The organism is Anaerostipes sp. Marseille-Q3525 (genome assembly GCF_018223505.1).
Taxonomy (GTDB): domain Bacteria; phylum Bacillota; class Clostridia; order Lachnospirales; family Lachnospiraceae; genus Anaerostipes; species Anaerostipes amylophilus.
This window is the reverse complement of sequence record NZ_JAGTTT010000017.1, coordinates 21,146-44,904: the sequence shown is the minus strand read 5'-3', so window position 1 is coordinate 44,904 and position 23,759 is coordinate 21,146. Positions and strand designations below refer to the sequence as shown.

The window sequence follows — 23,759 nt, the reverse complement described above, 5'->3', positions numbered from 1 at the left end:
GCAAGATATAAACTGAATATAATTCAAATGTGAAGGAGAAAATGAAATGAAGAAATTAGCAAAGAAGTTGCTATGTTTAACTGCAGTTCTTGCGTTAACTCTTTCTTTATTTACAGGATGTAAGAGTAAGAATGAGAAGACATTATTTGAATATGCAGGACAGAAAGTAACATTCCAGGAAGCTCATGTATATGCAAGAATCATGCAGTATCAGGCAGAAGCACAGTACGGAGCATACTTTGGAGACAGCATGTGGTCTATGCAGGTCGGAACAGACAGCAAAGGTAAGAAGATCACAATGCAGAAGTCAGTAAAAGACAGCGTTATCAGTCAGTTAAAACAGATCAAAGTTTTAGTAGCACATGCAGATGACTATAATGTCAAATTAACAAAAGCTGAGAAGAAACAGATCAAAGAAAGCGTAAATGCCTTCGCAAAAGACGAAACAGGTAAGAAAGTCATGAAGAAGACAGAAGCTGATAAAGATACGATCCAGAAACTTTACGAAGAAAGCACAATTGCAAGTAAAGTGATGCAGGCGATCACCAAGAAAGCAAATGTAACAGTATCTGATGATGAAGCTAGAACTGTCAAAGTCTACAAACTTGTTTTCACAACAAAGACAACAGACAGCAAGACAGGAAAAGAAAAAGATATGACAGCGGCTGAGAAGAAAGATCAGTTAAAGAAAGCAAAATCAGCATTAAAGATGATCAAGAAAGGCCAGAGTGTAAGTTCTGTAGCTAAGAAATTCAGCGTAAACTCTGACAATGAAGAGTCCTATACAAAAGGGAAATCAGCATTAGGAGATAAATTCGAAACAGCGGCATCTAAACTCAAGAAGAATCAGGTAAGTGGAATTGTAGAATTAGACGATGCATACGTGATCATCAAGATGTTAAATCCAAATGACAAAACAGCAGCTGCAACAAATAAATCCACATTACTGCAGGAAAAACAGCAGGCAGCATATGAGAAAATTTACAAGAAGTGGACAAAATCAGCTGACAAAGACTGGGATGATACAAAATCTGTAGATCAGGATCTGTGGAAAGAAGTTAAATTTAAATATAAAGCTACTACAGCATCTACAGCAGCAACATCTGAGTCAACTACAACAGCAACATCTTCAAGCAAAACAACTAAGAGCAAATAATCTTAGAGATTGATCGTTTTGACGTTGATTGTTAATAAGACAAGTAAAATCGGGGAATTCAAAGATGGAATTCCTCGATTTTTAGTTTAAATTTAAAACAAACGCAAAGTATATTGTATGCATAAATTTGACAAAAACTGGGCAAAATGTTATAATAGTAAAATCATTATACAGAATTTCCAGAATATTCTGTATATAAAAGAGGTGAATTTATGACACAATTAGATCTTAACAGAGTACGGCAGTCAATTAAGAATCAGATTGGCAGCAAAATCAAGATTAGTGCAAACAGAGGACGACATAAATTTGTGACAGCAGAGGGCGTGATCAAACAGACATATCCGAATATCTTTTTGGTAGAACTAGAGAATACGGAAGGTAATGACCAGAATAAAACAGTAAGTTTTAGTTATCAGGATGTGATTACAAGAGATGTCCGCATGATGCTTTTAGAAAACTAACGGGTGATGCATAGAATCCTTCTTGTCTGAATATATTTGTATATACAGACAGGGAGGAATTTTTTTATGGATTTTGAGAAAAAAGAATTTTATGGGATTGTGGCGAAAGCGAAAAAACAGATGCAGATCACGATCGATCAGGACTGTAATGTTGCAGATACAAAACCAGATATAGAAAAGATGATTCAGACAAGAGGGATGGTAAAGATACAGGAAACGGAAATGATGATCGATCGTGTCAGGATGAAAGGTGAATTCTTATTCCAGGGCCTGTATGGAACAAATGATACGGCAACATTTTTAGAATCTTTAGAATATTCACTGCCGTTTGAAGAGTATGTACATATTGATGGGGTACTTCCTTCAGATTATGTCAAAGTACAATATACGATCGATGATATCAACACGGTATTGATCAATTCAAGAAAGATCAGTATCCGTGTGCTGTTAACATTCTCATTTCAGATTACAGAAGAAATAAAAGAAGAAGGAATTACAGCGATTCATGATGAAAATGTATCTGTTTTGAAAAAAGATATTCAGGTTACGGATCTTATCGTAAATAAAAAAGATTTGGCGAGATTAAAAGAAGAGTTGATTCTCCCTGCAAATAAAGCCAATGTTTATCAGGTATTGTGGACACAGGTAGATATAGAGAATCTACAGGCAAAAATTGCAGAGCATATGATTGAGATTCAAGGATCAATGCAGGTATTTATATTGTATCTTGGGGAAGATGCACAAATGCCAGTTCAGTATGCCAGATGGGAAATCCCTGTGGATACACAGTTAGAATGCTATGAATGTGTGCCAGGAATGATCGGTAAAATAGGAATGTCACTGGGTGGGCAGCAGCTGGAGGTAAGACCAGATGAAGACGGAGAGGAGCGGATCATTTCTCTGGAAGTAACGATCGATTGTGATATCAAAATCTATGAAGACCACAAAATCAGTTATGTGGATGATGGATGCAGCATGGAGAAAACACTGATTCCAGAATATCATATGTTTGATTTTGAGACTCTGATCGGGAAAAATCAGGCGGTGATGAAATCAGGTAAACGTTTTCGGATGGAACAGGAACCAGGGAAGCTTCTGCAAGTGCTATCTGTAAAAGGCAGTGTAACGGTAGATGATGTAGAAATTACAGAACAAGGGTTGTCAGTAGAAGGTGTGTGGATGGCGGACGTTTTATATCTTTCTACGGAGGATGCAACACCTGTTATGAACAGTTCCTACATGGAGCCATTTACATTTTTTGTAGAGACAAAATATCTTAGTGGAAATGAAGATTATCAGCTGGATGTCAGGGTTGATCAGATGAGTGCGGTTCCAACAGAAGGTGGAGAAATAGAAATCAGAACAGCCATTTTGTTTGATTTTATATCTTTTCACAAGACGAGACAAAGAATTATGACGGACATGAAAGAAGAAGCACTAGACTACGAAAAGATACGAAAAATCCCTGGAATTGTAGGATATGTTGTAAAGGAGGGAGATACTTTGTGGTCTATTGCAAAAACTTATTTTACAACGGTCGAAAGTATCAGAGAACAAAATGAAGAAGTCAGTGAGATAAAACCTGGGGATAAACTTTTAATCGTAAAAGAAATAGGAATATTTCAGTAAATAAGGATTGCATTTTTTTAAGAACAATATTATAATATTCTGTATACAAGATGTGAGATAGAAACTATTTCACATAGGATAAAGGAGTGCATATGGATAATAGTATTGTTCTAAAATCATATGGGAAGATCAATCTTGGTCTAGATGTTTTAAGAAGGCGCGAAGATGGATACCATGAGGTGCGCATGATCATGCAGACGGTTGGACTTTATGATTTGCTGACGATGAAGAAGATCAAAGATGACAAGATTCAGATGACTTGTAATCTGACATTTCTTCCAACAGATGAGAGAAATCTTGTATACAAGGCAGTGAAACTCATGAAGGATAAATATCATATTAAAGATGGTGTAGAGATCAATCTAAATAAGAGAATTCCGGTAGCTGCTGGTATGGCTGGCGGAAGTTCTAACTGTGCTGCAGCATTAAAAGGTATGAATCAGCTGTTTGATCTGGGCCTGTCAATCGACGAGTTATGTGAGATAGGAGTAACACTTGGAGCAGATGTTCCTTATTGTATCTGGGGTGGAACAGCCCTTTCCGAAGGAATCGGAGAGAAGCTCTCAAGAGTTGATGCAATGCCAGAATGTTATATACTGATCGCAAAACCGGGGATCAGCGTATCGACAGCATTTGTATATCAGAATCTTAATCTTTCAGGATTGGCGAAACACCCGGATATCGATGGCATGTTAGAATGTCTGAGGACCAAAGATTTAAAAGGAATTTGTGATCGTTTGGAGAATGTTCTAGAAACAGTAACAATCAAAGAATATCCAATCATTGAGGAAGTAAAGAAACACCTGATGGATCAGGGAGCAATGGGTGCATTAATGAGCGGAAGCGGACCAACAATCTTCGCAATTTTTCAGGATAAGAAAACAGCAGATAACGCATTGAAATCATTACGAAGTATCGAGGACATAAAACAGGCCTACGTAGTAAGACCGATACGATAATGTATTTTCAAGGTAAGAAAACAGAACAGAATAAAATTGAAGATACATTGGAAAAAGCAGGAGGAGAAGAAACTATGAGCGATAAATTAAAGGTAAATATGAATGAATATCTTCCACTGAGAGATGTGGTATTTAATACACTAAGACAGGCGATCATCACAGGAGAATTTGCACCGGGAGAGCGTCTGATGGAGATCGCACTTGCTAATAGATTAGGAGTCAGCAGAACACCAGTCCGAGAAGCAATCCGTAAGCTGGAACTCGAAGGACTTGTAGTTATGATTCCAAGAAAAGGTGCAGAAGTTGCAAGGATCACAGAAAAAGATTTAAGAGATGTATTAGAAGTACGCTGTTCTCTGGAAGAACTGGCAGCAGAACTGGCAGCAGAACGAATGGATGAAGAAGGTAAAGCGAAATTAGACAAAGCATTACAGGAATTTGAAGTAGCTATTGAATCTGGAGATAATGCAGCCATCGCAGATAGCGATATGGAATTCCATGATATTATTTTTGATGCGACAGGAAATCCAAGACTGATTCAGATCATTAGCAATTTAAGAGAACAGTTTTATCGTTATCGTCTGGAATATGTTAAAGATACAGATTACCATATCGTATTATTAAATGAGCATAAAGAACTTGTGGATGCAATCGAATCTGGAAAGAAAGAAGAAGCACGTCAGATCATGAAGAAACATATCACTAATCAGGAAATGACAGTGATCCGCAACATTAAAGAAGAATATTGATCAATAAAGATGTTGGAGATATCATGAATATAAGAATAGCAACGATCAAAGATTTGGATGCAGTAACAGCTGTCGAAGCAGAATGTTTCCCACCAGCGGAAGCCGCAACAAGAGAAGAATTAGAGGAACGCTTAACATATTATGCTGATCATTTTTGGCTAATGTTTGATGGAGACAAATTAATTGCATTTGTAGATGGATTTGTAACAGATGAAGAAGATCTCACAGATGAGATGTATGCAAAGGCAGATTTACACAATGAAGATGGAGCATGGCAGATGATCTTTGGTGTAAATACAATACCTGCTTATAGAAAACATGGATATGCAGGAGAGTTGCTCAAATGCGCGATTGAAGATGCAAGAAAGCATGGAAGAAAAGGATTAGTGCTCACTTGTAAGGATCATTTGGTGCATTATTATGCCAAATTTGGATTTGAGAATGAAGGCATATCTGAGTCCGAACATGGAGGAGTAAGGTGGAATCAGATGCGGCTAAAGTTTTGATTTGATAGTCTTTCGTATATGTGATAAAAATAAGATAAGAATCAATATAAGCGATGCATTGGAATTTTGTTCAAAATATGGCAAAATTCCAATGCATCGCTTTCGGTTTCTTATTTATTTTTTATCATATACTCGAATTCTACAGTTGGCCAATATACAAATTAAAATTAAGCCTGAGCTTTCGCCCATTCAGCAAATTTAGCACTTTCAGCCTGTGCCTCATCCATGCTGGAAGCTTTTACTCCATAGTAGAATTTGATCTTAGGTTCTGTTCCTGATGGACGAACGCATACCCAAGCTCCACCTTCAAGTTCATAGTAAAGAACATTAGAAGCAGGAAGTCCTGTAGGTTCTACTTTACCACTTTCAACATCAAGGATTGTATCATTGCTGTAATCACGGATCTTAACAACTTTGTATCCAGCGATATCTTTTAATGGGTTCTCACGAAGGTTAGAAAGCATAGCTTTCATCTTATCCATACCTTCTAATCCTGGGAAGTCCATAGCGGTGATGCTGTCTACGCAGTAACCGTATTTCTCGTACATATCGATCATAACATCCCATAATGTTTTACCTTTTGTTGCATAGTAAGCAGCGGCTTCACAAAGAGCAACAGTTGCAGAAACAGCATCTTTGTCTCTTGCGTATGTACCGATCAGGCATCCGTAGCTTTCTTCTAATCCAAACAGGTATGTTCCTTTACCACTCTGCTCAAATCCAAGGATTTCTTTACCAATCCATTTGAATCCTGTTAATACTTCGATTAGTTTTACATTGTAAGCTTTTGCAATCTCATCTACGAGGTTTGTTGTAACGATAGATTTAACAACAGCACCATCTGCAGGAAGAGATCCAGCCTTTTCTTTTTTCTGGCTTAATACATATTCACATAATAAAGAACCAGACATATTACCTGTTAATGGAATGTATTCTCCACTCTTCACGTCTTTTACATATACACCTAAACGGTCAGCATCAGGGTCAGTTGCAAGAACAAGGTCAGCGTCTTTTTCTTTGGCAAGAGCAAGACCTAATGCAAATGCTTCTTTTGCTTCTGGGTTTGGATAGCTGACTGTTGGAAAGTCACCATCTGGCAGTTCCTGTTCAGGAACAACATATACATTCTTAAATCCAAGATCATCAAGTACACGGCGTACTGGAAGGTTACCTGTTCCATGGAGAGGAGTATAAACGATCTTTAATTTTGAAGCCATCGCATCAATAGAATCATGATTGATGACCTGTTTTTCAACTTCTGCGATGTAAGCATCATCAACTTCTTTTCCGATCACTTCATATAAACCTGCTGTTACGGCATCTTCTTTGGATATTGTTTTGCAAGTTGAAATGTCAGTGATCGCATTAACTTTGGCTGTAACACCTGAAGCATGAGGATCTGTAAACTGTGCACCATCTTCCCAGTATACTTTGTATCCGTTATACTGTGGTGGGTTATGGCTGGCAGTTACGTTGATACCTGCAATACAGTCTAAATGTCTAACTGCAAATGATAATTCTGGTGTTGGGCGTAAAGATTCAAAGATGAATGCTTTAATTCCGTTAGCGGCAAGGCAGCGAGCAGCTTCATCTGCAAACTCTGGAGACATATGTCTTGAGTCAAATGCGATGGCAACACGTTTCTTGTCTGTTCCCTGCTCTAAGATATAGTCAGCTAACCCCTGTGTTGCTTTTCTTACAACATAAATATTCATACGGTTGATACCAGCACCAATGATTCCTCTAAGTCCGGCAGTTCCAAATGCTAGATTAGCATAGAAACGTTCTTTAATTTCATTTTCGTCATTCTCAATGGCTTTTAATTCCTTTTTTGTCTCTTCATCAAAATAAGGATTGGAAAGCCATTCTTGATAAGTTTCTTTGTAGTTCATAAATTACTCCTCCTTTAAGTTATAAAAATGCCTTTTGTTTAATTATACCTTAAAACGCATTAAAAAACATTATAAATTTGTAGATATTTTTCGAGAAAAATCGAGCGGAGGTCTTTTTTGTGGACAAATTCCTCTAATTTCTCGATATATCGTGGAGAAATCCAATGTTTTTTGTGTGCCATGTACTGATTTGAGATCTTCCAGAACTTTTCAGGGAATAAGAACAGTCCATAAAGGCATAATAGGTCATTTTTGGAAAGAGGAAGAAAACGGTCGTAATTTACAAGAAATGTTTCACAAAACGTAAAGTTATAATTATTTTTCTCAAGTGCTTTTTTCAGAAAATAATAGACATCAAGAATCGGATAACCATGATAAAACCGTTCAAAATGAATTGTAGCAGGGAAATCAGATGTCAGGATAATATTATGGTGGCTGTAATTTCCATGACACCACCCAGATCTCGATGGTATGGTATTGTTTAAAATTTTTATAGAATCTTCTAACTGTACCCAGAATTCTTTTGTCTGCTCCAGAAACAGATATTCAAAAATCCCTTTGTTTTTTCGTTTTCGTATGTACCGGCCAATGCTTTTTAATTCTGAATATTTCTGTTCATACTGCTTGGAAATGGAATTATATTTTCGGAGATTTTCGGATGAAAATGAAATATCAAGACAGTGATTATGAAAGCTGGCAAGATTTTGAGCAGCAGTTTTTACATCATTCAAAGAATGAATATCACATTCCGTTCCTGAAAAGGTCTTTCTTAGCACAAACGTCTCATAATACCGGTCAAATGTAAGAAAATAACCATCTTTATTTAAAAGGTATTGATCGGTCTTATAAAAATGATGATCGTGCATGGCATCTGTCCATTTGGCTACGGCACAAAGCCGCTCTTCAGACAGAGAAGTCTGAGAAAGGGCATAAACATCATCTTTGCCAAAACATAAAACACAACCCCGTCCCCGCCTGGTATAAGAAACAGAAATATCATATTGATCGAGCAGCATTTGATATTTTTCGTTCAACATATATCCTCCTTCATGTTCTACCTCTAATGATATGAAGATAATAAGAGGAATATGATAGTAACTTGCTATCAAAGATTAAATAGGATATACTGAAAATATCTCAGAAAGGAGTAAATTGATTATGAGAAAAAGATTTTTATTAATTTCAACAATATTTGTACTAAGTGCATTTACATTAGCAGCCTGTGGAAAGAAGAGTCCAAGCAGCCCGGAAGCAAGCAGTGAGACAACAGAAGAAGCAACAACGGAAGAACCAACTACAGAGAATAATACAGAAGATACAACAGAGAAAGAGACACCAGTATCAACGGCAACAGAGGCAACAAAATCCTCAACAGAAGAAGTATCAACAGCATCCAAGAAAGACGAACAGGCAAAACCAAAGACAGCAACAGGAACATACAATGGATTTGCAGATACAAACTCTGTAGAAATTGAATTATCCAATGGTAATTTTGAAACATTTCTTGTAAATGACGACGATGTCAAAACAGCATTAAGCAAGAAGTCAGAAGGAAGTAAGATCACATTTACTTATGGAGCTGTAGAAGGACAGGCAAATAAGGAAATTCTTTCTGTAAAATAATAGAGATTGATGTATAAACATAAGATTTATAAGAGAAGGGTGGCAGCTCCACGTTTTTAGGAGCTGTCCCCTTTTTCTCTTATTTTGCTACATTAATCATAAAGACTACCTTCACAAATCAAAATCTGTTATACTGAAAAGACTAACAAAAACAAAGGAGCCTCAAATGAAGCATGTCAAGAAATCACTCCTGATTCTGACATGTCTGATTTTTATATTATCCCTAAATGGCTGTAAAAAGAACAAACAGCAAACGACAAATACAAGAAAAGCAGAAGTCTTAACTCCAAAAGCACCAGGAGATGAAGTGTTGGATTATGGGGAGGCAGTTGTAGATATATCGAATGTCTCACAAGGATATGTTGCGGTCAGATATAGTGGAAATGCCAGAAAGATCAGCATAGAGATTACAGGAAAGAAAGATAAAACATATAAATATTTTGTAAATAAAACAAAACAACCAGTTTATTTTCCACTGACATGTGGGAATGGAACGTATCAGATCGCTGTATATGAGAATATTCAAGGAGATGAATATAGTGCTTTGATGATGGATAGTTTTGATGTAAAATTAAAGAACAGATTTCTGCCGTTTTTATATCCAAATCAATATGTAGAGTTTACAAGTGAAACAAAAGCGGTGAAGAAAGCAAAAGAACTTGCGAAAGGAAAGGAAGATGCTCTTTCCATTGTTAAATCGATATACCATTATGTTGTTAAGAATATAAAATATGATGATGACAAAGCAAAGAATGTGCAAAAAGGTTATCTGCCATCGGTGGATGAGACATTGGAGACAAAGAAAGGGATATGTTTTGATTATGCGGCATTGATGACAGCGATGCTCAGATCGCAGGGAATTCCGACGAAGCTTGAGATTGGGTATTCTGGCAGTGTCTATCATGCTTGGATCAGTACGTGGCTTGATGAAAAAGGCTGGATAGATAATATTATCAAATTTAATGGAAAGAGTTGGGAATTGATAGATCCGACACTGGCAGCGAACAATGATAACAAAGATGATGTAAAAGAATATGTTGGAGATGGAGATCATTATGCACTCCAGTATAGTTATTAAGAAGGGACAGATATGAAGAGGAAACTTAACAATGAAGAATTGATCACGTTTTGCAGTCAGATGGCGTTGATCTTGAAATCAGGAATATCTTCGCTGGAAGGAATTTATATCATGGAAGATGGAGATGTCTCTGGGGATGGAAGAGAGATTTTAAAAGAGATACGAGAAGAAATCGAGATGTGTGGGATGCTATATCCAGCAATGAAGAAGTCAGGGGTATTTCCGGAATATGCATTGCATATGACAGAGATCGGAGAGCAGACAGGAAGACTTGATGAGACGATGGAAGCACTGGCAGCTTATTATCAGAGAGAAGAAGAAATATTTGAAGCAGTAAAAAGCGCAGTAACATATCCTGTTGCAATGCTTGGAATGATGCTTGTGATCATTATTGTATTATTTATTAAAGTAATGCCAGTGTTTGAACAGGTTTATCTTCAGCTTGGCCAGGAAATGACAGGTGTAGCACGTAATATTTTAAATATTGGAAACTGGATGAGACAATCAGCGATCATACTTTCTGTAATTGCAGTGATCGTATTAATGATTGTGTGTAGTGCAGTTTTTTCAGAAAAATTCAGGAATAAATTATTTGAAAAAATTTCAAAGATCGGATTTATGAAAAAGCTAGCTTGGAAACGGGCAAGAACGAGATTTGCAAGTGGAATGGCGATGTCTTTAAAGAGTGGGCTTGATATAGATGAAAGTCTTACACTTGCAGAAAAACTGGTAGATTATGAACCGTTAAGAAAACAGATCGCGGTGTGCAGAGAAGACATGAAAAATGGAGAATCATTTCCAAAAGCACTGAAGGAATCTCATATTTTTGGAGGAATGCAGGAACGACTAATGGTGATCGGATATGAAACTGGAGCAACTGATGAGGTGATGGAACAGTCTGCGGATCTGTATCAGAAGGAGCTTCAGGATCAGATTCAGAAAATGATCGGCATTCTGGAACCAACATTGGTTGGGATTTTATGTGTGATCGTAGGAGTTATTTTGCTGTCTGTTATGCTGCCATTAGCAGGAATCATGGCAGGGATTGGATAAGGGAGGCGTGCCTTGAAAAATCGTTTTCAAAAACAAACAAAAATAAAAAGTAAGATTGCTTTTCTGCTTCCAATCGTAATATGTCTGATCATGGCAGCAGTGTTGTGGGGAAGCAGCAGCCGTATTTTTAGTGAAACTCAGAAACGCCAGGAAGAAAGCACAAAGAATGCCGTTCTCAAAGGTGCAGTACAATGCTATGCGGTAGAAGGCCGTTATCCAGAAAGCCTGTCATATCTGGAACAACATTATGGAGTCAGTTATGATAAAGACAAGTTTATAGTTTCCTACGAGATCACAGGATCAAACAGAATGCCGCAGGTAACTGTGATCGCATTGAACGAGAGGTGATATCGGTGGAGAGACAAAAACATATGGTAGATAAGATGTTTCTCATTCTTTTATTTGCGACGTTTGCAGTGTGTGCATTTACATTGATCATGGTGGGTGCAAATGTATACAGCCATACGGCATCGGCAATGAATGATAACTATGAGAAGAGAATTGATATTTCTTATGTCACAGAAAAAATAAAACAGTGGGATGAACAAAACAGTATTTCCATTGGAACATTTCATAATAAGACGGCTTTGATTCATACAGAAGTGGCAGCCGGAAGAAAATATTATACATACATTTATCAGGAGAATGGCGCTTTAAGAGAATTGATGGTTCGGGAAGGACTTCATACAGAGAAAATGCAGGGAGAACAGATCGTGCCGGCAAAAGGATTTGAGATAAAAGAGGAAGACCAGATGTATGATATTACGATCACAGGAGAAGATGGAAAGCAGTACCGGACTTGTGTATACAGACAGAGCAGAGAGTAAGGAGGGACTATGAGACAAAAGAGAAATGGAAGCCATTTGATCTTGATGGAATTGATGTTTGTCTTGTTTTTCTTTGCGATCTGCGGGGCGGTTCTTTTACAGGTATTTGTAAAGTCACATAACATCAGTGTAAAAGCAAAAGAACTTACGGAGACAAAAAATTGTGTCACGCAGGCAGCAGAACTGTTTGAAACAGGGTATACAGATATAGAACATTATCAAGAGTATTTTCCAAAGCTTGAAGAAGATCAAGGGATTTATCAGGGATATTTTGATAAAGACTGGAAGATGACCCAAAAGAAAAACGCAGTATATAAAATGACGATCAGCTTTGATGATCAAGGATCAGACAGAAATGGGAAGATAACGATATTCAAGGCAAAGAAGCAGATATATCATTTGGAACTTTTAAAACATTTGCCAGGAGGGAAAAGTAATGAAAGACCATAGAATGCCGTTTCTTGGAATAGGAGCAGCTTCCATTGTTCTGGTTTTAACCATTGTTAGTTTATCAGTGTTTGCAACACTTACGATTTCCAGTGCAAATGGGGATTATACATTAAGTCAAAAAAATCTGGAGAGAACAACAAATTATTACAAGGCATCGAATGAAGTAAATTGCACGTTAAGCCAGATTGATAAGAAACTGTGGAAGAATTATCATAAAACAAAAAATAAAAAATCTTACATGAAAAATATATCAAAAAGTTTGGTGGATTTAAAAGGTATCACGTATGATAAAACAAAACATACTATACAGTTTCAAAAGAGTATTACAAGTAAACAGCAGATTAATGTAAAGATCAGAATCTGTTATCCAGAAAAACAAAGAAACCATTGCTATGAGATATTATGTTTTAAAAACGAAGCAGTTGGTACATGGAAGAAAGATGATTCACTTCCAGTATTTCAAAGAAAATGATCAAAGGGGACAAAATGAACATAGAAGAATTTTTAACATTGGCGGCAGAGAAAGAGGCATCGGATCTATTTATTATTGCCGGATTACCTCTTACAATGAAAACAAATGGAGTGATGCACCGGATCAATGAAGAACGAATGATGCCACAGGATACGGAAGAAATGATCCGTGAGATTTATAAAATGGCAGCTGACCGCAATATTGATAAATTACTGAAAACAGGAGATGATGATTTTTCTTTTGCGATCCCAGGGTTATCAAGATTTCGTGTGAGTGCTTATAAGCAGAGAGGATCGCTCGCAGCTGTGATCCGTGTGATTGCATTTCGTCTTCCGGATTCAAAAGAAATTGGAATACCTGATCAGGTAATGAGGCTGAGTGAATTAAATAAAGGACTGGTGCTTGTAACTGGGTCGGCTGGAAGTGGAAAGTCAACGACACTTGCCTGTATGGTGGAAGAGATCAATGAGACGAAAGAAGATCATATCATTACATTAGAGGATCCGCTGGAATTTCTGCACCAGCATAAGAAAAGTATCGTAAGCCAGAGAGAAGTGAATATGGATACGGTGAATTATGTAACATCTTTACGTGCAGCATTAAGACAAAGTCCGGATGTGATCTTGCTTGGAGAGATGAGAGATTATGAAACAATACAGGTTGTTATGACCGCAGCAGAGACGGGACATCTTGTATTTTCAACACTTCATACGATTGGAGCAGCAAATACGATTGAACGTATCATTGATGTATTTCCACCAAACCAGCAAAGACAGATCACGATTCAGCTTGCATCTGTTCTGCAGGCAGTTATTTCACAGCAGTTGATTCCAAGTGTTGATGGAACACTGATCCCTGTATTTGAGATCATGGAAGTAACTCCTGCGATCCGCAATATGATCCGTGAGAATAAGGTTCATCAGATCGATGGCCTGATCTATTCATCAACGGGGAGCGGAATGATGTCTATGGACCAGTCATTAATGCAGGCATACAGAGATGGAAAGATCACGAAAGAGACAGCGGTTTTATATGCGTTAAATGCTGAAATGTTAAGTAAAAGGCTGCGTTAAATGAGACAAATCCATTGACAAAGAAAGTTGAATACTGTACGATGAAAGTGTATAGATAGACGATGTTTCAAACTTGGGGAAGTTGGAACATGAAACTAAATCAAGTATAAATAAGTATAAAGAAGGGGCGATAATTATGAAGAAGAAAGTTGTAGCAGGACTGACGTCAATTATTCTTGCAGTTGTATTAATTTTCGGCGGGGTTACATTTTATAATAACCATCAGCAGAAGAAGTTTGAGAAACAGATGGCTTCATTTGAAAGTGTTGATACAATGAAGCATCCAAAAGAATCAACAATTAAGATTGATGGTGTTGAAGTGCCATTGAGCAGTGCACCGAAAGTAACAACAAAGACAACAATCAAGAAAAGCACAAAAATTCAGAAACTAAAGAAGAAAGCTTCAAAGAGTAAAGTAACAACAATAAGGAAGACAAAGACAACAAAGAAAACAAGTCAGAGTAATTCTCAGCGTAAGGTAGTAGATACAAAGGTTATCACAACAACGAAAGATTATGATAAGAAGGGTTCCAACAAGAGAACGATTAAGACAGTTATTCAGACAACGGTTAAGACAACAACTGTACAGCTTATACAGTCAGGTTCTAAAGGAACAACTGTAAAAACTTTGGGAGCAAAGGCAGATAAGAAGATTCTTAATGCATTTGATACATTAAAGTTTAAGTTTGTGATCAATAAGAATGCATCACATACAGGAGTGTTCAGTGTAAGGAATCATAAGATTGAGATCCAGAGTGCGAAAGATTATGTATTATTACATGAACTTGGACATTTTGCAAACTTCCTTGCAGGAGATAAAGTCAGCACAAGTGAGTGGAACAAGATTTACAAAGCTGAGAAGTCAAAATATACAGGATATAACAAAGCTTATGTAACAAAGACAGCTTCTGAATATTTTGCAGAATCTTACAGAGATTATAGAGAAAATCCAACAGCGTTGAAGTCAAAACGACCAAGGACTTACCAGTTTGTTAAGAAGACGATCAATGGTATTTCTGACAGTGATGTGCAGGAAATCAAAGATACTTATGGAGAATACTGGGGATTATAAAAGCAGACCTTAGGAGTACTTTCTTGGAAAGTACTCCTTTTTTCTTGTGATAAAGAAACTAAATGTGAAAGGATGAATAGAATGTTAAAGATTAAGGAGTATGTCAAAGCAGAAAGTCTTGAACAGGCATATGAGCTGAACCAGAAGAAGACGAACTGTGTGATTGGCGGTATGTTGTGGCTTAAAATGGTCACAAGAAATGTACAAAAAGCAATTGATCTATCGGGACTTGGGCTTGATCAGATTGAAGAAGATGATGAGAAATTTTCCATAGGAGCAATGGTCACATTAAGACAGATCGAACTTCATGAAGGATTAAATACATGGAGTCATGGAGCTGTCAAAGAAAGTGTAACACATATCGTTGGCGTACAGTTTCGTAATCTGGCTACGGTTGGCGGAAGTATTTTCGGAAAGTTTGGTTTTTCAGATGTATTAAGCTGCTTCCTTGCATTTGACAGTTATGTGGAATTACATCACGAAGGAATTATTCCACTGGAGCAGTTTGCAGTGAATAAATATCCAGATGATATTCTGGTGCGTCTGATCGTCAAGAAACATCCACAGGAAAGTGTTTATCTTTCTCATAGAAATTCGAAGACAGATTTTCCGGTTTTAACATGTGCCATTTCATTAGGAAAGGAAGAGGCTTATGCAGTTGTTGGAGCAAGACCATCAAGAGCGGTAAAAGTAAAATTATCAGATCAATGGAATGTTATGATCAAAGACGATGAAGGAAGAAGAAAGATTGCAGATGAAGTCACAGGACAGCTTAATTTTGGAAGTAACATGCGAGGAAGTGCGGATTATAGAAGACATTTATCAGAAGTCCTTATAAGAAGGGGATTGGCACAGTTAGAAGAAAGGAGGGAAAATTAGTCATGAATATTACATTTACATTAAATGGAAAGAAAATAAGCAGACAGATTGAGGCAGATACTCTCCTGATCGATCTTGTAAGAGATCTTGGATGTTACAGTGTGAAACGTGGATGTGAGACATCAAACTGTGGATTATGTACAGTATTTATGGATGATCAGCCAATTCTTTCATGTTCCATTCTTGCAGCAAGAGTCGATGGGCATAAGATTGATACATTAGAAGGGTTGCAGGAAGAAGCAGCAGAGTTTGGAGCATTTATTGCAAATCAGGGAGCAGAACAGTGTGGATTCTGTAATCCAGGAATGATCATGAATGCGATCGCATTGTTCAGAGAGATTCCTGATCCAACAGAAGAAGAGATCAAAGAATATTTAGCAGGAAATCTGTGCAGATGTTCAGGATACGAAGGACAGCTTCGAGGAATCTTAAACTTTTTAGAATACAAGAAAAATAAAAATGGAGGTGCCGAATGAAAGTAGTCAATCAGCCAGTTATGAAGAAAGACGCAATGGCACTTGTGACAGGAAAACCTGTATTTACAGATGATAAGGCACCAAAAGACTGCTTGATCGTAAAATTACTCCGAAGTCCATATGCCAATGCGATGATCAAATCGATCAATACCCAATTTGCTATGAAAGTGCCGGGAATCGAGGCAATTTATACATGGGAAGACGTGCCACAGGAACGTTTCACGATGGCAGGACAGACTTATCCAGAGTTAAGTCCATATGATAGACAGATCTTAGATCAGCACGTCCGATATGTTGGAGATCCAGTTGCGATCGTTGCGGGTGAGAATGAGAAGTGTGTAGATCAGGCAATTAAGATGTTGCGTGTAGAATATGATGTACTGCCTGCAAACTTAGATCCACGGAAAGCAATGGATGAGGGTACACCATTAGTGCATCCAGAAGATAACTGGAAAGCTTTATGCAATATTGGAGCAGATAATAAGAAAAATCTGTGCGCTACAGAAGAAACCCATGAGGGAGATGTTGATGCAGTATTGGAAGATTGTGATGTTGTTGTAGAACACACATATCATACAAAAGCCAACCAGCAGGCGATGATGGAGACTTTTAGAACGTATTGCTTTATTGATGAATACGGAAGATTAAATGTCGTAAGTTCCACACAGATCGTATTCCATGTACGAAGAATCTTGGCAAATGCATTATGTATTCCAAAATCAAAGATTCGAGTATCCAAACCTAGGATCGGTGGTGGATTTGGTGCAAAACAGAGTGCGATTTCAGAAGTATATCCAGCATTTGTCACATGGATGACAAAGAAACCATCTAAGATCATTTTTTCAAGAGTAGAATCCCAGATTGCATCTTCTCCACGTCATGAGATGGAAGTGACAGTTCGTGTCGGGGCAAATAAGAATGGAAAGATTCGTGCGATTGATGTGTATACACTGTCTAATACAGGAGCTTATGGAGAACATGGACCGACAACCGTTGGATTGTCTGGACATAAATCTATTCCTTTATACAGAGATCTGGAGGCACATCGTTTTGCGTATGATGTTGTGTATACAAACCGTATGTCAGCAGGTGCATATCGTGGATATGGTGCAACGCAAGGTATTTTTGCACTGGAATCTGCAGTGAGTGAACTGGCAGCGAAGATTGGCATGGATCCAACAAAGATCCGTGAGATGAATATGGTTCGTGAAGGCGATGTTATGCCTGCATATTATGGAGAGACAGCAAATAGTTGTGCTTTAGACCGATGTCTGGCTCGTGCCAAGGAAATGCTCAAATGGGATGAGAAATATCCATGCAAGGATATGGGAAATGGAAAAGTCCGAAGTGTTGGAGTTTCTATGGCAATGCAGGGATCTGGTATTTCGGGAGTTGACGTTGGATCTGCAACGATCAAATTAAATGACGATGGACTGTATACACTTTCTATTGCAGCAGCAGATATGGGAACTGGATGTGACACGATCTTAGCACAGATGGCAGCAGAATGTCTGGAATGTTCAATTGATGATATCATGGTCAGTGGAGCAGACACTGATACATCACCATATGATTCTGGATCTTATGCATCAAGTTCTACCTATGTTACTGGAAAAGCAGTAGAACGTGCGTGTGAAAAATTAAAAGGACGTATTTTAAATAAAGCAGCTCAAATGATGGAAATTGATTCTGCGGATAATCTGGAATTTGATGGTAAAAAAGTAAGCGATCCAGAGAGTGGAAAAGAAATTTCATTAGTTGATATTTCAACAGCATCTATGGTCAACAATAATGAAACCTTCCAGGTGACAGAAACAAATAGTTCCCCAGTATCACCACCTCCATTCATGGTCGGAATGGTTGAAATCGAGCTTGATAAAGAAACAGGACATATCGAGATCTTAGATTACGTTGCAGTTGTAGACTGTGGAACACCTGTGAATCCAAATCTTGCAAGAGTACAGGTAGAAGGCGGACTTGGACAGGGAATCGGAATGGCATTATATGAAGGCGTTGATTATACTTTGAATGGATATGTGAAGCAGAATTCTTTCATGCAGTATAAAGTGCCATCACGAGTGGATGTTGGAAAACTTCGCGTAGAATTCGAAAGCAGCTATGAACCAACTGGACCATTTGGAGCAAAATCGATCGGAGAGATTGTTATCAATACACCATCTCCAGCAATAGCAGATGCAGTATTTAATGCGACAGGATTGTGGATTCGTGAATTGCCGATCACAAGTGAAAAAATTGCAATGGGTCTGATGGAACAAAAATAGGATGAAAACAGCAGTTATTTATCTGGCATCAGGAAATAGCAAACGTTTTGGCTATGAAAATAAATTATTAAAAAATATCCAAACCAAACCGATGTACCGTTATGGTTTGGACAGACTGATCGATATATGCAAAGAAAAGGAAGAGTTTGAAGTTATTGTTATCACGCAGTATCAGGAAATTATGAAACAGATACAATATGATTCGGTAACGACAGTATTTTGTAAAGAAAGCCAATATGGGATTTCATGGTCGATCAAAGCAGGAATCAAAGCAGCTAAAGATGCAGATTTCTATACATTTTTTGTAGCAGATCAGCCCAATATGAAAAGAGAGACGATCGAAAGATTTCTCTCTTTTATGGCAGAAGGACGTTATGAACTTGGATGTGTCAGGACAGAAGAAGAACTTGGCAATCCAGTATGGTTTTCAAAGAAATATAAAAAAGAGCTTTTATCTTTAACAGGTGATTGCGGTGGTAAAAAAATTCTAAAAAAACATATAGAAAATGCCAGATTTTTCAAGGTTCTGGAAGAATCTGAACTTTGTGATATAGATTATCCAAAAGAAATGCAAGCAATGCTTGCAAAGCAAGGCAAAAGTAGTTAAAATATTATTTAAAATACAAAAGAGCGTGGAGGCCAAGCAATGGAGCTATTAAAAGAGAGAATCCGAAAAGATGGAGTTGTAAAAGAAGGAAATGTCTTGAAAGTAGACCGTTTTTTAAATCACCAGATGGATGTAAAATTATTCCGTGAAATTGGAAAAGAATTAAAAAAACGTTTTGAAGGTGAAAATATTAATAAAATTCTTACAATTGAAGCATCAGGAATTGGAATTGCATGTATAGCAGCAGAAATTTTTGACGTACCAGTCGTATTTGCAAAGAAAACACAGACAAAGAATATTGCTGGAGATGTATACACAACAAAAGTAGAGTCATACACACACGGAAGAGTTTATGATATCATTGTATCTAAAGAATTTTTAGGAGAGGGAGATCGAGTTTTACTGATCGATGATTTCCTTGCGAATGGTAAAGCCTTAGAAGGACTGGCAAAATTAGTCAAAGACTCTGGAGCAGAACTAGTCGGAGCCGGAGTTGTAATCGAGAAAGGATTCCAGCCAGGTGGAGATTTCTTGAGAAAACAGACACACTTAGAATCCCTTGCAATTGTCGATTCAATGGATGAGAAAACAGGAGAGATCACATTCCGCGAATAATAATTGGATAGAATAATTATCAAATGAGAATATAATATACAGAGAGTCGTTAGTTGATACGGCTCTTTGTTTTATTATAATCGGAATAAGCGAGGAAGATGAAAATGAAAATACCTACATCAGCACTTTTTGCAGGAGTTGGAACACACGATCTTGATTCTATGATGAGTTGTCTTTCTGCAAAAGAGCGAAATTACAAGAAAAATGAATTTATATTTCATACAGGAGATAAAGTTACCCAGATTGGTATGGTTCTGGAAGGAACAGTTCACATGATGAAAGAAGATGTTTGGGGGAATGTCATGATCTTAGGAGAAGCATGCCCTGGAGACTTATTTGGAGAAGTCTATGCCTGTGCAGGAGTCAAACATTTAGAAGTCGGTGTTGTCGCAAAAACAGATGTAAAAGTGTTATTTTTAGATATTCAGAAAGTACTGACAGTATGTTCAAATGGCTGTGAATTTCATTCTAAGATCATAAGAAATTTATTATCATCTATAGCGGAAAGAACATTAGAAATGACAAGAAAAGTAGAGCATATGTCACAGAGATCATTGAGGGATAAAGTATTGTCTTATTTATCATCAGAAGCTGTGCGTGCTGGAAGTAAGGAATTTACAATACCATTTAATCGACAGCAACTGGCAGAGTATTTGTCAGTAGATCGAAGCGCATTATCAGCAGAACTTGGTAAGATGAGAGATGAAGGAATGTTGGAATTCTGGAAGAATCAGTTTAAGTTGAAATAGTGATTTGTGAGGGTAGGCTTTCGTATATGTGACAAAAATAAGATAAGAATCAATATTTAAAACAACTGGTGGCAACACGCACTTAAAATCTGCTAATCGTTGCCACCTCATATACTCGAAATCTACAGTTGGCCAACTCAACAAATTAAAAATCTACAATTTATCATGAAAACTCTTCAACAAAGATTTCTCACTCTTCCATCCCAAATACCGCAAAGTTTCCTCAAGGCCACTCATAACTTCAAGCATATCTCCTACATTTGCGCTTGCACCCATGTGTCCGATTCGGATGACTTTTCCTGCCAGATCTCCAAATGATCCTGCTAACATGATATGATGCTCTTCTCTCATTCTTTTGAGAATATCATCGGCTGTCATTCCTTCTGGTACGTCGAAGACGGTAACGGTATCTGAAAATCCACTTTCTAAATGCAGCTTGATTCCGAATTCTTTTAATGCTTCTCTTGTTGCATTTGCAATCTTTGCATGTCGTTTGATCAGGTCTTTATCTGCTGCAATATTGTCAATTGCGGCTTTTAATCCATAGATATCACTGATCGGCATTGTATATGGGAACCATAGGTTTTTGTAGTAGTCTTTGAATATTGTCAGATTGCAGTAAAATGATGCAATTGGTGTTTTTCTGTTTTCCATTGCTGCTTTTGCTTCATCACTGATTGTTACAAATGTAAGTCCTGGAGGAGCTGAAACGGCTTTTTGAGATCCACCGCATAAAATATCAATTTGTGCTTTATCAACATCAACTTCATTTCCAAACATTCCTGATACAGAATCTGTGACAGTCATAATTCCATAGGATTTTAATAGTGGGCAGATTTTATGAATATCATTTAACATTCCGCTTGGTGTATCACAATGAACAATTGTTGCGTATTTAAAATCATGATCTTTCTTGAGGTATGCATCTAATTCATTTACATCAAAAGCATTTTTATAATCTTTTGTATACATTACAGCTGTTCCACCATACATAGATACGAAATCCGCAAATCCTGCTCCATAAATTCCATTGTCAAGAATTAGTACTCGATCTCCTGATTCTGTCATGGATGCACATGCTGCTTCTAATCCAAGAATTCCTTCTCCGCTTAGGATCAGAGTCTCATTTTTTGTATGAAGTAATTTACTGATCAATTCACAGGTTTCTTTATATTCATCATAAAACTGTGGATCTAGATCGGCATTTGTTGTTGAGATGCTTCTTGCAAGTCTCACATTCTCAGGAACCTGAACAGGTCCTGGTGTCATGATCTTATATTTGCTCATATTTGCCACTCACTTTCTTTTTTATTTATGCAAACTGTGTAATTCCAATTTTCTTAACCGCAATCTCGATTGGTTCGATCACGATCAGGACAATAACAGCTGCAACTGCAATCTGTACGACATTTCCTGGTACAGAAGTGATCGGTGCAACAAAGTTTCCATAAAGGATGATCTCTGCGATATAATAACCAACGATCTTAATCACAAATGCTGCAAAGATTGCTGTAACTTTCCATCCATACTGGTCATGTTTTTCTGTTATTGCTCCAACAACATATCCCATAATACCTACAATAATAAATGTAAATGGGGCCCATGCTGTCCATCCAGATAACAGATCAAATAATCCCATTCCAACACCACCAGCAATTGCTCCTGTTTTCTTCCCAAATAAGATCGCCATGATAAATAATGGTACATTTCCTAAATGAATCAGACCTCCATTTGCTGCAATCGGTAATCTTACATTAACAAATGCAGTAAACACATAAGTTAAGGCAACTGCCATTGCTGTAACTGCAATAAATTGTACTTTATTTTCTTTCATTTTATTTTCCTCACTTTCTGTTTCCTTTGATCATATATAGTTTTTTAAGTACGCTGCGTTCCTTTATTGTGTTATAATTTATCGAAAAATTGGCATTTTTAAAATAGCCAGTTTTTTGATTCTTGACAGTGCCAGTTTTTGCATAACAATGTAATGTTTACGTTGGGAGTTTTTTTATTTACTAAACATTTTGATAAATTGGTGTTCTTAAAGACCTTTAATCTTCTGTTAGCGAGTACAAAAATTAGTCAGATTCAACTTCGCACGTAAATCCTGCATCCGTAATCGTCTTGATCGTATCTTCAATTCCCTGCCCATCTGCAGTCAGATATCCAGATGCAAAGATAGAATTCACAATCGTCAACAATTCTTTTTCTCTTCCTTTAAAATAAATTTCACGACCAGCAGCGCAACGGATATCAGATGTTGGAACCATTAATCTTGCAAGACATAATACTTTCAGGCAATATTCTGGTGTTAAATTTGAAGTATCCCGATCCTGTAGAGGAGTTCCTTTGATCGGAATTAAGAAGTTGATAGGAAGTGCTTCTGGATTGATTTCTTTCAGATCTAATAACATATCAACGACATCTTCCTTACTTTCACCCATTCCAATAATACCACCGCTGCAGATTTCAAATCCTAGATCTTGTAACATATGGATATTATTAACACGCTGTTCATATGTATGTGTTGTACAGATATTTGGATAGTTAGAACGGCTTGTATTCAGGTTATGATTGATACGATCCAAGCCAGCTTCTTTTAACATTAATGCCTGCTTTTTTGTTAAAAATCCAATGGAACAGCATAAGTGTGTACCATCTTCTTTCATTTTACGAATCTTACCAGCCAGTTCTTCGATTTCTTCATCACTAAACTTCATACCGCTTAATCCAATGCAATGACGGGATAATTTATGATCATGGACAAATGTATTATCTCCATATAACTTTTCATCATCAACCCATTTATATTTCTCAATATCTGCATGGGAACGGCAGGATTGTGCACAGTATGCGCAGTTCTGGGAGCAGTTTCCGCTTCTGGCATTTGTTAAAAGATGAATGCTTACATGATTCCCTTTATATTTTTTACGAAGTGCACCGGCACGTTCGATTAGTTCATTTAATTGTTCATCAGGTGTATTTAAGATGGCGATTGCTTCTTCACGGGTTAAATTTTGCTCTGAATTCATATGATATGTACCTTCCTTTGTTTAAATTCAAAATATCTTATTAAACTGAACTTTAGCATGAATAAAATTTATTGTCAACAAAATGAATTACTATAGTTAACAATTAAATAATGGTTGAC

Annotated in this window: 26 protein-coding genes; 21 read left to right on the top strand and 5 right to left on the bottom strand. The window is 37.2% G+C overall.

Annotated elements, in window-relative coordinates; genetic code table 11:
- The first annotated feature begins 46 nt into the window (after positions 1-46).
- The 6 genes from KE503_RS09235 (at position 47) to KE503_RS09210 (ending at position 5,460) form a co-directional block, all read left to right on the top strand.
- Positions 47-1,156 carry a peptidylprolyl isomerase gene (locus tag KE503_RS09235; RefSeq protein ID WP_212385052.1) on the top strand — a complete coding sequence of 370 codons (1,110 nt, stop codon included), beginning with the start codon at positions 47-49 and terminating at the stop codon, positions 1,154-1,156.
- 212 nt (positions 1,157-1,368) lie between these two features.
- Positions 1,369-1,617 carry a Veg family protein gene (locus tag KE503_RS09230; RefSeq protein ID WP_022374663.1) on the top strand — a complete coding sequence of 83 codons (249 nt, stop codon included), beginning with the start codon at positions 1,369-1,371 and terminating at the stop codon, positions 1,615-1,617.
- Between the two features lie 66 nt (positions 1,618-1,683).
- Positions 1,684-3,246 (top strand): DUF3794 and LysM peptidoglycan-binding domain-containing protein, encoded by a 1,563-nt coding sequence (locus KE503_RS09225; RefSeq protein ID WP_022374664.1) that lies wholly within the window; start codon positions 1,684-1,686, stop codon positions 3,244-3,246.
- Positions 3,247-3,338: 92 nt separating this feature from the next.
- Entirely contained in the window at positions 3,339-4,205 is an 867-nt protein-coding gene (gene ispE, locus KE503_RS09220; protein ID WP_022374665.1) for a 4-(cytidine 5'-diphospho)-2-C-methyl-D-erythritol kinase, read from the top strand.
- A 74-nt stretch (positions 4,206-4,279) separates the two neighbouring features.
- The gene (locus KE503_RS09215; RefSeq protein ID WP_212385051.1) at positions 4,280-4,954 is read left to right on the top strand and encodes a GntR family transcriptional regulator; all 675 of its coding nucleotides are present in this window, start codon (positions 4,280-4,282) and stop codon (positions 4,952-4,954) included.
- A gap of 23 nt (positions 4,955-4,977) precedes the next feature.
- A complete protein-coding gene (locus KE503_RS09210; RefSeq protein WP_022374667.1) occupies positions 4,978-5,460 on the top strand; it encodes a GNAT family N-acetyltransferase in 483 nt (160 codons plus the stop codon).
- A 167-nt stretch (positions 5,461-5,627) separates the two neighbouring features.
- Here KE503_RS09210 and KE503_RS09205 read toward each other — a convergent pair whose 3' ends face one another.
- Both KE503_RS09205 and KE503_RS09200 read right to left on the bottom strand, forming a co-directional pair.
- Positions 5,628-7,352, bottom strand: a complete 1,725-nt coding sequence (locus KE503_RS09205) for a phospho-sugar mutase (protein ID WP_212385050.1) — start codon at positions 7,350-7,352, stop codon at positions 5,628-5,630.
- 59 nt (positions 7,353-7,411) lie between these two features.
- The gene (locus tag KE503_RS09200) at positions 7,412-8,389 is read right to left on the bottom strand and encodes a phosphotransferase (protein WP_022374669.1); all 978 of its coding nucleotides are present in this window, start codon (positions 8,387-8,389) and stop codon (positions 7,412-7,414) included.
- Positions 8,390-8,510: 121 nt separating this feature from the next.
- On the opposite strand from KE503_RS09200, the gene KE503_RS09195 reads away from it, so the two are divergent.
- From KE503_RS09195 to KE503_RS09125, 15 genes are all read left to right on the top strand, one after another.
- Positions 8,511-8,975, top strand: a complete 465-nt coding sequence (locus KE503_RS09195) for a hypothetical protein (RefSeq protein WP_022374670.1) — start codon at positions 8,511-8,513, stop codon at positions 8,973-8,975.
- Positions 8,976-9,141: 166 nt separating this feature from the next.
- Entirely contained in the window at positions 9,142-10,053 is a 912-nt protein-coding gene (locus KE503_RS09190) for a transglutaminase-like domain-containing protein (protein ID WP_022374671.1), read from the top strand.
- 12 nt (positions 10,054-10,065) lie between these two features.
- Positions 10,066-11,106, top strand: a complete 1,041-nt coding sequence (locus KE503_RS09185) for a type II secretion system F family protein (protein WP_022374672.1) — start codon at positions 10,066-10,068, stop codon at positions 11,104-11,106.
- Positions 11,107-11,118: 12 nt separating this feature from the next.
- The gene (locus tag KE503_RS09180) at positions 11,119-11,454 is read left to right on the top strand and encodes a hypothetical protein (protein WP_022374673.1); all 336 of its coding nucleotides are present in this window, start codon (positions 11,119-11,121) and stop codon (positions 11,452-11,454) included.
- 23 nt (positions 11,455-11,477) lie between these two features.
- Positions 11,478-11,933, top strand: a complete 456-nt coding sequence (locus tag KE503_RS09175; RefSeq protein WP_212385049.1) for a DUF4860 domain-containing protein — start codon at positions 11,478-11,480, stop codon at positions 11,931-11,933.
- Between the two features lie 9 nt (positions 11,934-11,942).
- The gene (locus tag KE503_RS09170) at positions 11,943-12,383 is read left to right on the top strand and encodes a hypothetical protein (RefSeq protein ID WP_212385048.1); all 441 of its coding nucleotides are present in this window, start codon (positions 11,943-11,945) and stop codon (positions 12,381-12,383) included.
- Complete coding sequence (locus tag KE503_RS09165) at positions 12,370-12,855, top strand: hypothetical protein (RefSeq protein ID WP_022374676.1); 486 nt, start codon at positions 12,370-12,372, stop codon at positions 12,853-12,855. Before KE503_RS09170 ends, KE503_RS09165 begins: the two co-directional genes overlap by 14 nt.
- Before the next feature lie 14 nt (positions 12,856-12,869).
- Positions 12,870-13,928: a type IV pilus twitching motility protein PilT gene (locus KE503_RS09160; RefSeq protein WP_055197809.1), complete on the top strand. Its 1,059-nt coding sequence runs from the start codon at positions 12,870-12,872 to the stop codon at positions 13,926-13,928.
- Positions 13,929-14,064: 136 nt separating this feature from the next.
- Positions 14,065-15,000, top strand: a complete 936-nt coding sequence (locus tag KE503_RS09155; RefSeq protein WP_212385047.1) for an anthrax toxin lethal factor-related metalloendopeptidase — start codon at positions 14,065-14,067, stop codon at positions 14,998-15,000.
- Positions 15,001-15,081: 81 nt separating this feature from the next.
- A complete protein-coding gene (locus tag KE503_RS09150; protein WP_022374679.1) occupies positions 15,082-15,879 on the top strand; it encodes an FAD binding domain-containing protein in 798 nt (265 codons plus the stop codon).
- Between the two features lie 2 nt (positions 15,880-15,881).
- On the top strand, positions 15,882-16,355 hold the full coding sequence (locus tag KE503_RS09145) for a (2Fe-2S)-binding protein (protein ID WP_022374680.1): 474 nt from the start codon (positions 15,882-15,884) through the stop codon (positions 16,353-16,355).
- On the top strand, positions 16,352-18,637 hold the full coding sequence (locus tag KE503_RS09140; protein WP_055197738.1) for a xanthine dehydrogenase family protein molybdopterin-binding subunit: 2,286 nt from the start codon (positions 16,352-16,354) through the stop codon (positions 18,635-18,637). The genes KE503_RS09145 and KE503_RS09140 overlap by 4 nt, the downstream gene beginning before the upstream one ends.
- Before the next feature lies 1 nt (position 18,638).
- Positions 18,639-19,244: a nucleotidyltransferase family protein gene (locus KE503_RS09135; protein WP_022374682.1), complete on the top strand. Its 606-nt coding sequence runs from the start codon at positions 18,639-18,641 to the stop codon at positions 19,242-19,244.
- Positions 19,245-19,283: 39 nt separating this feature from the next.
- Positions 19,284-19,859 (top strand): xanthine phosphoribosyltransferase, encoded by a 576-nt coding sequence (locus KE503_RS09130; protein ID WP_055197736.1) that lies wholly within the window; start codon positions 19,284-19,286, stop codon positions 19,857-19,859.
- 104 nt (positions 19,860-19,963) lie between these two features.
- Entirely contained in the window at positions 19,964-20,608 is a 645-nt protein-coding gene (locus KE503_RS09125) for a Crp/Fnr family transcriptional regulator (protein ID WP_242852144.1), read from the top strand.
- Between the two features lie 153 nt (positions 20,609-20,761).
- Here KE503_RS09125 and KE503_RS09120 read toward each other — a convergent pair whose 3' ends face one another.
- The 3 genes from KE503_RS09120 to bioB all read right to left on the bottom strand — a co-directional run bounded on the left by KE503_RS09120 (position 20,762) and on the right by bioB (position 23,640).
- Positions 20,762-21,895, bottom strand: a complete 1,134-nt coding sequence (locus KE503_RS09120; protein WP_055197732.1) for a pyridoxal-phosphate-dependent aminotransferase family protein — start codon at positions 21,893-21,895, stop codon at positions 20,762-20,764.
- A gap of 25 nt (positions 21,896-21,920) precedes the next feature.
- Complete coding sequence (locus KE503_RS09115; protein ID WP_212385046.1) at positions 21,921-22,442, bottom strand: ECF transporter S component; 522 nt, start codon at positions 22,440-22,442, stop codon at positions 21,921-21,923.
- A 244-nt stretch (positions 22,443-22,686) separates the two neighbouring features.
- Positions 22,687-23,640, bottom strand: coding sequence for a biotin synthase BioB (gene bioB / locus KE503_RS09110; protein WP_117944507.1), 954 nt, complete (start codon positions 23,638-23,640; stop codon positions 22,687-22,689).
- Between the last annotated feature and the right edge of the window lie 119 nt (positions 23,641-23,759).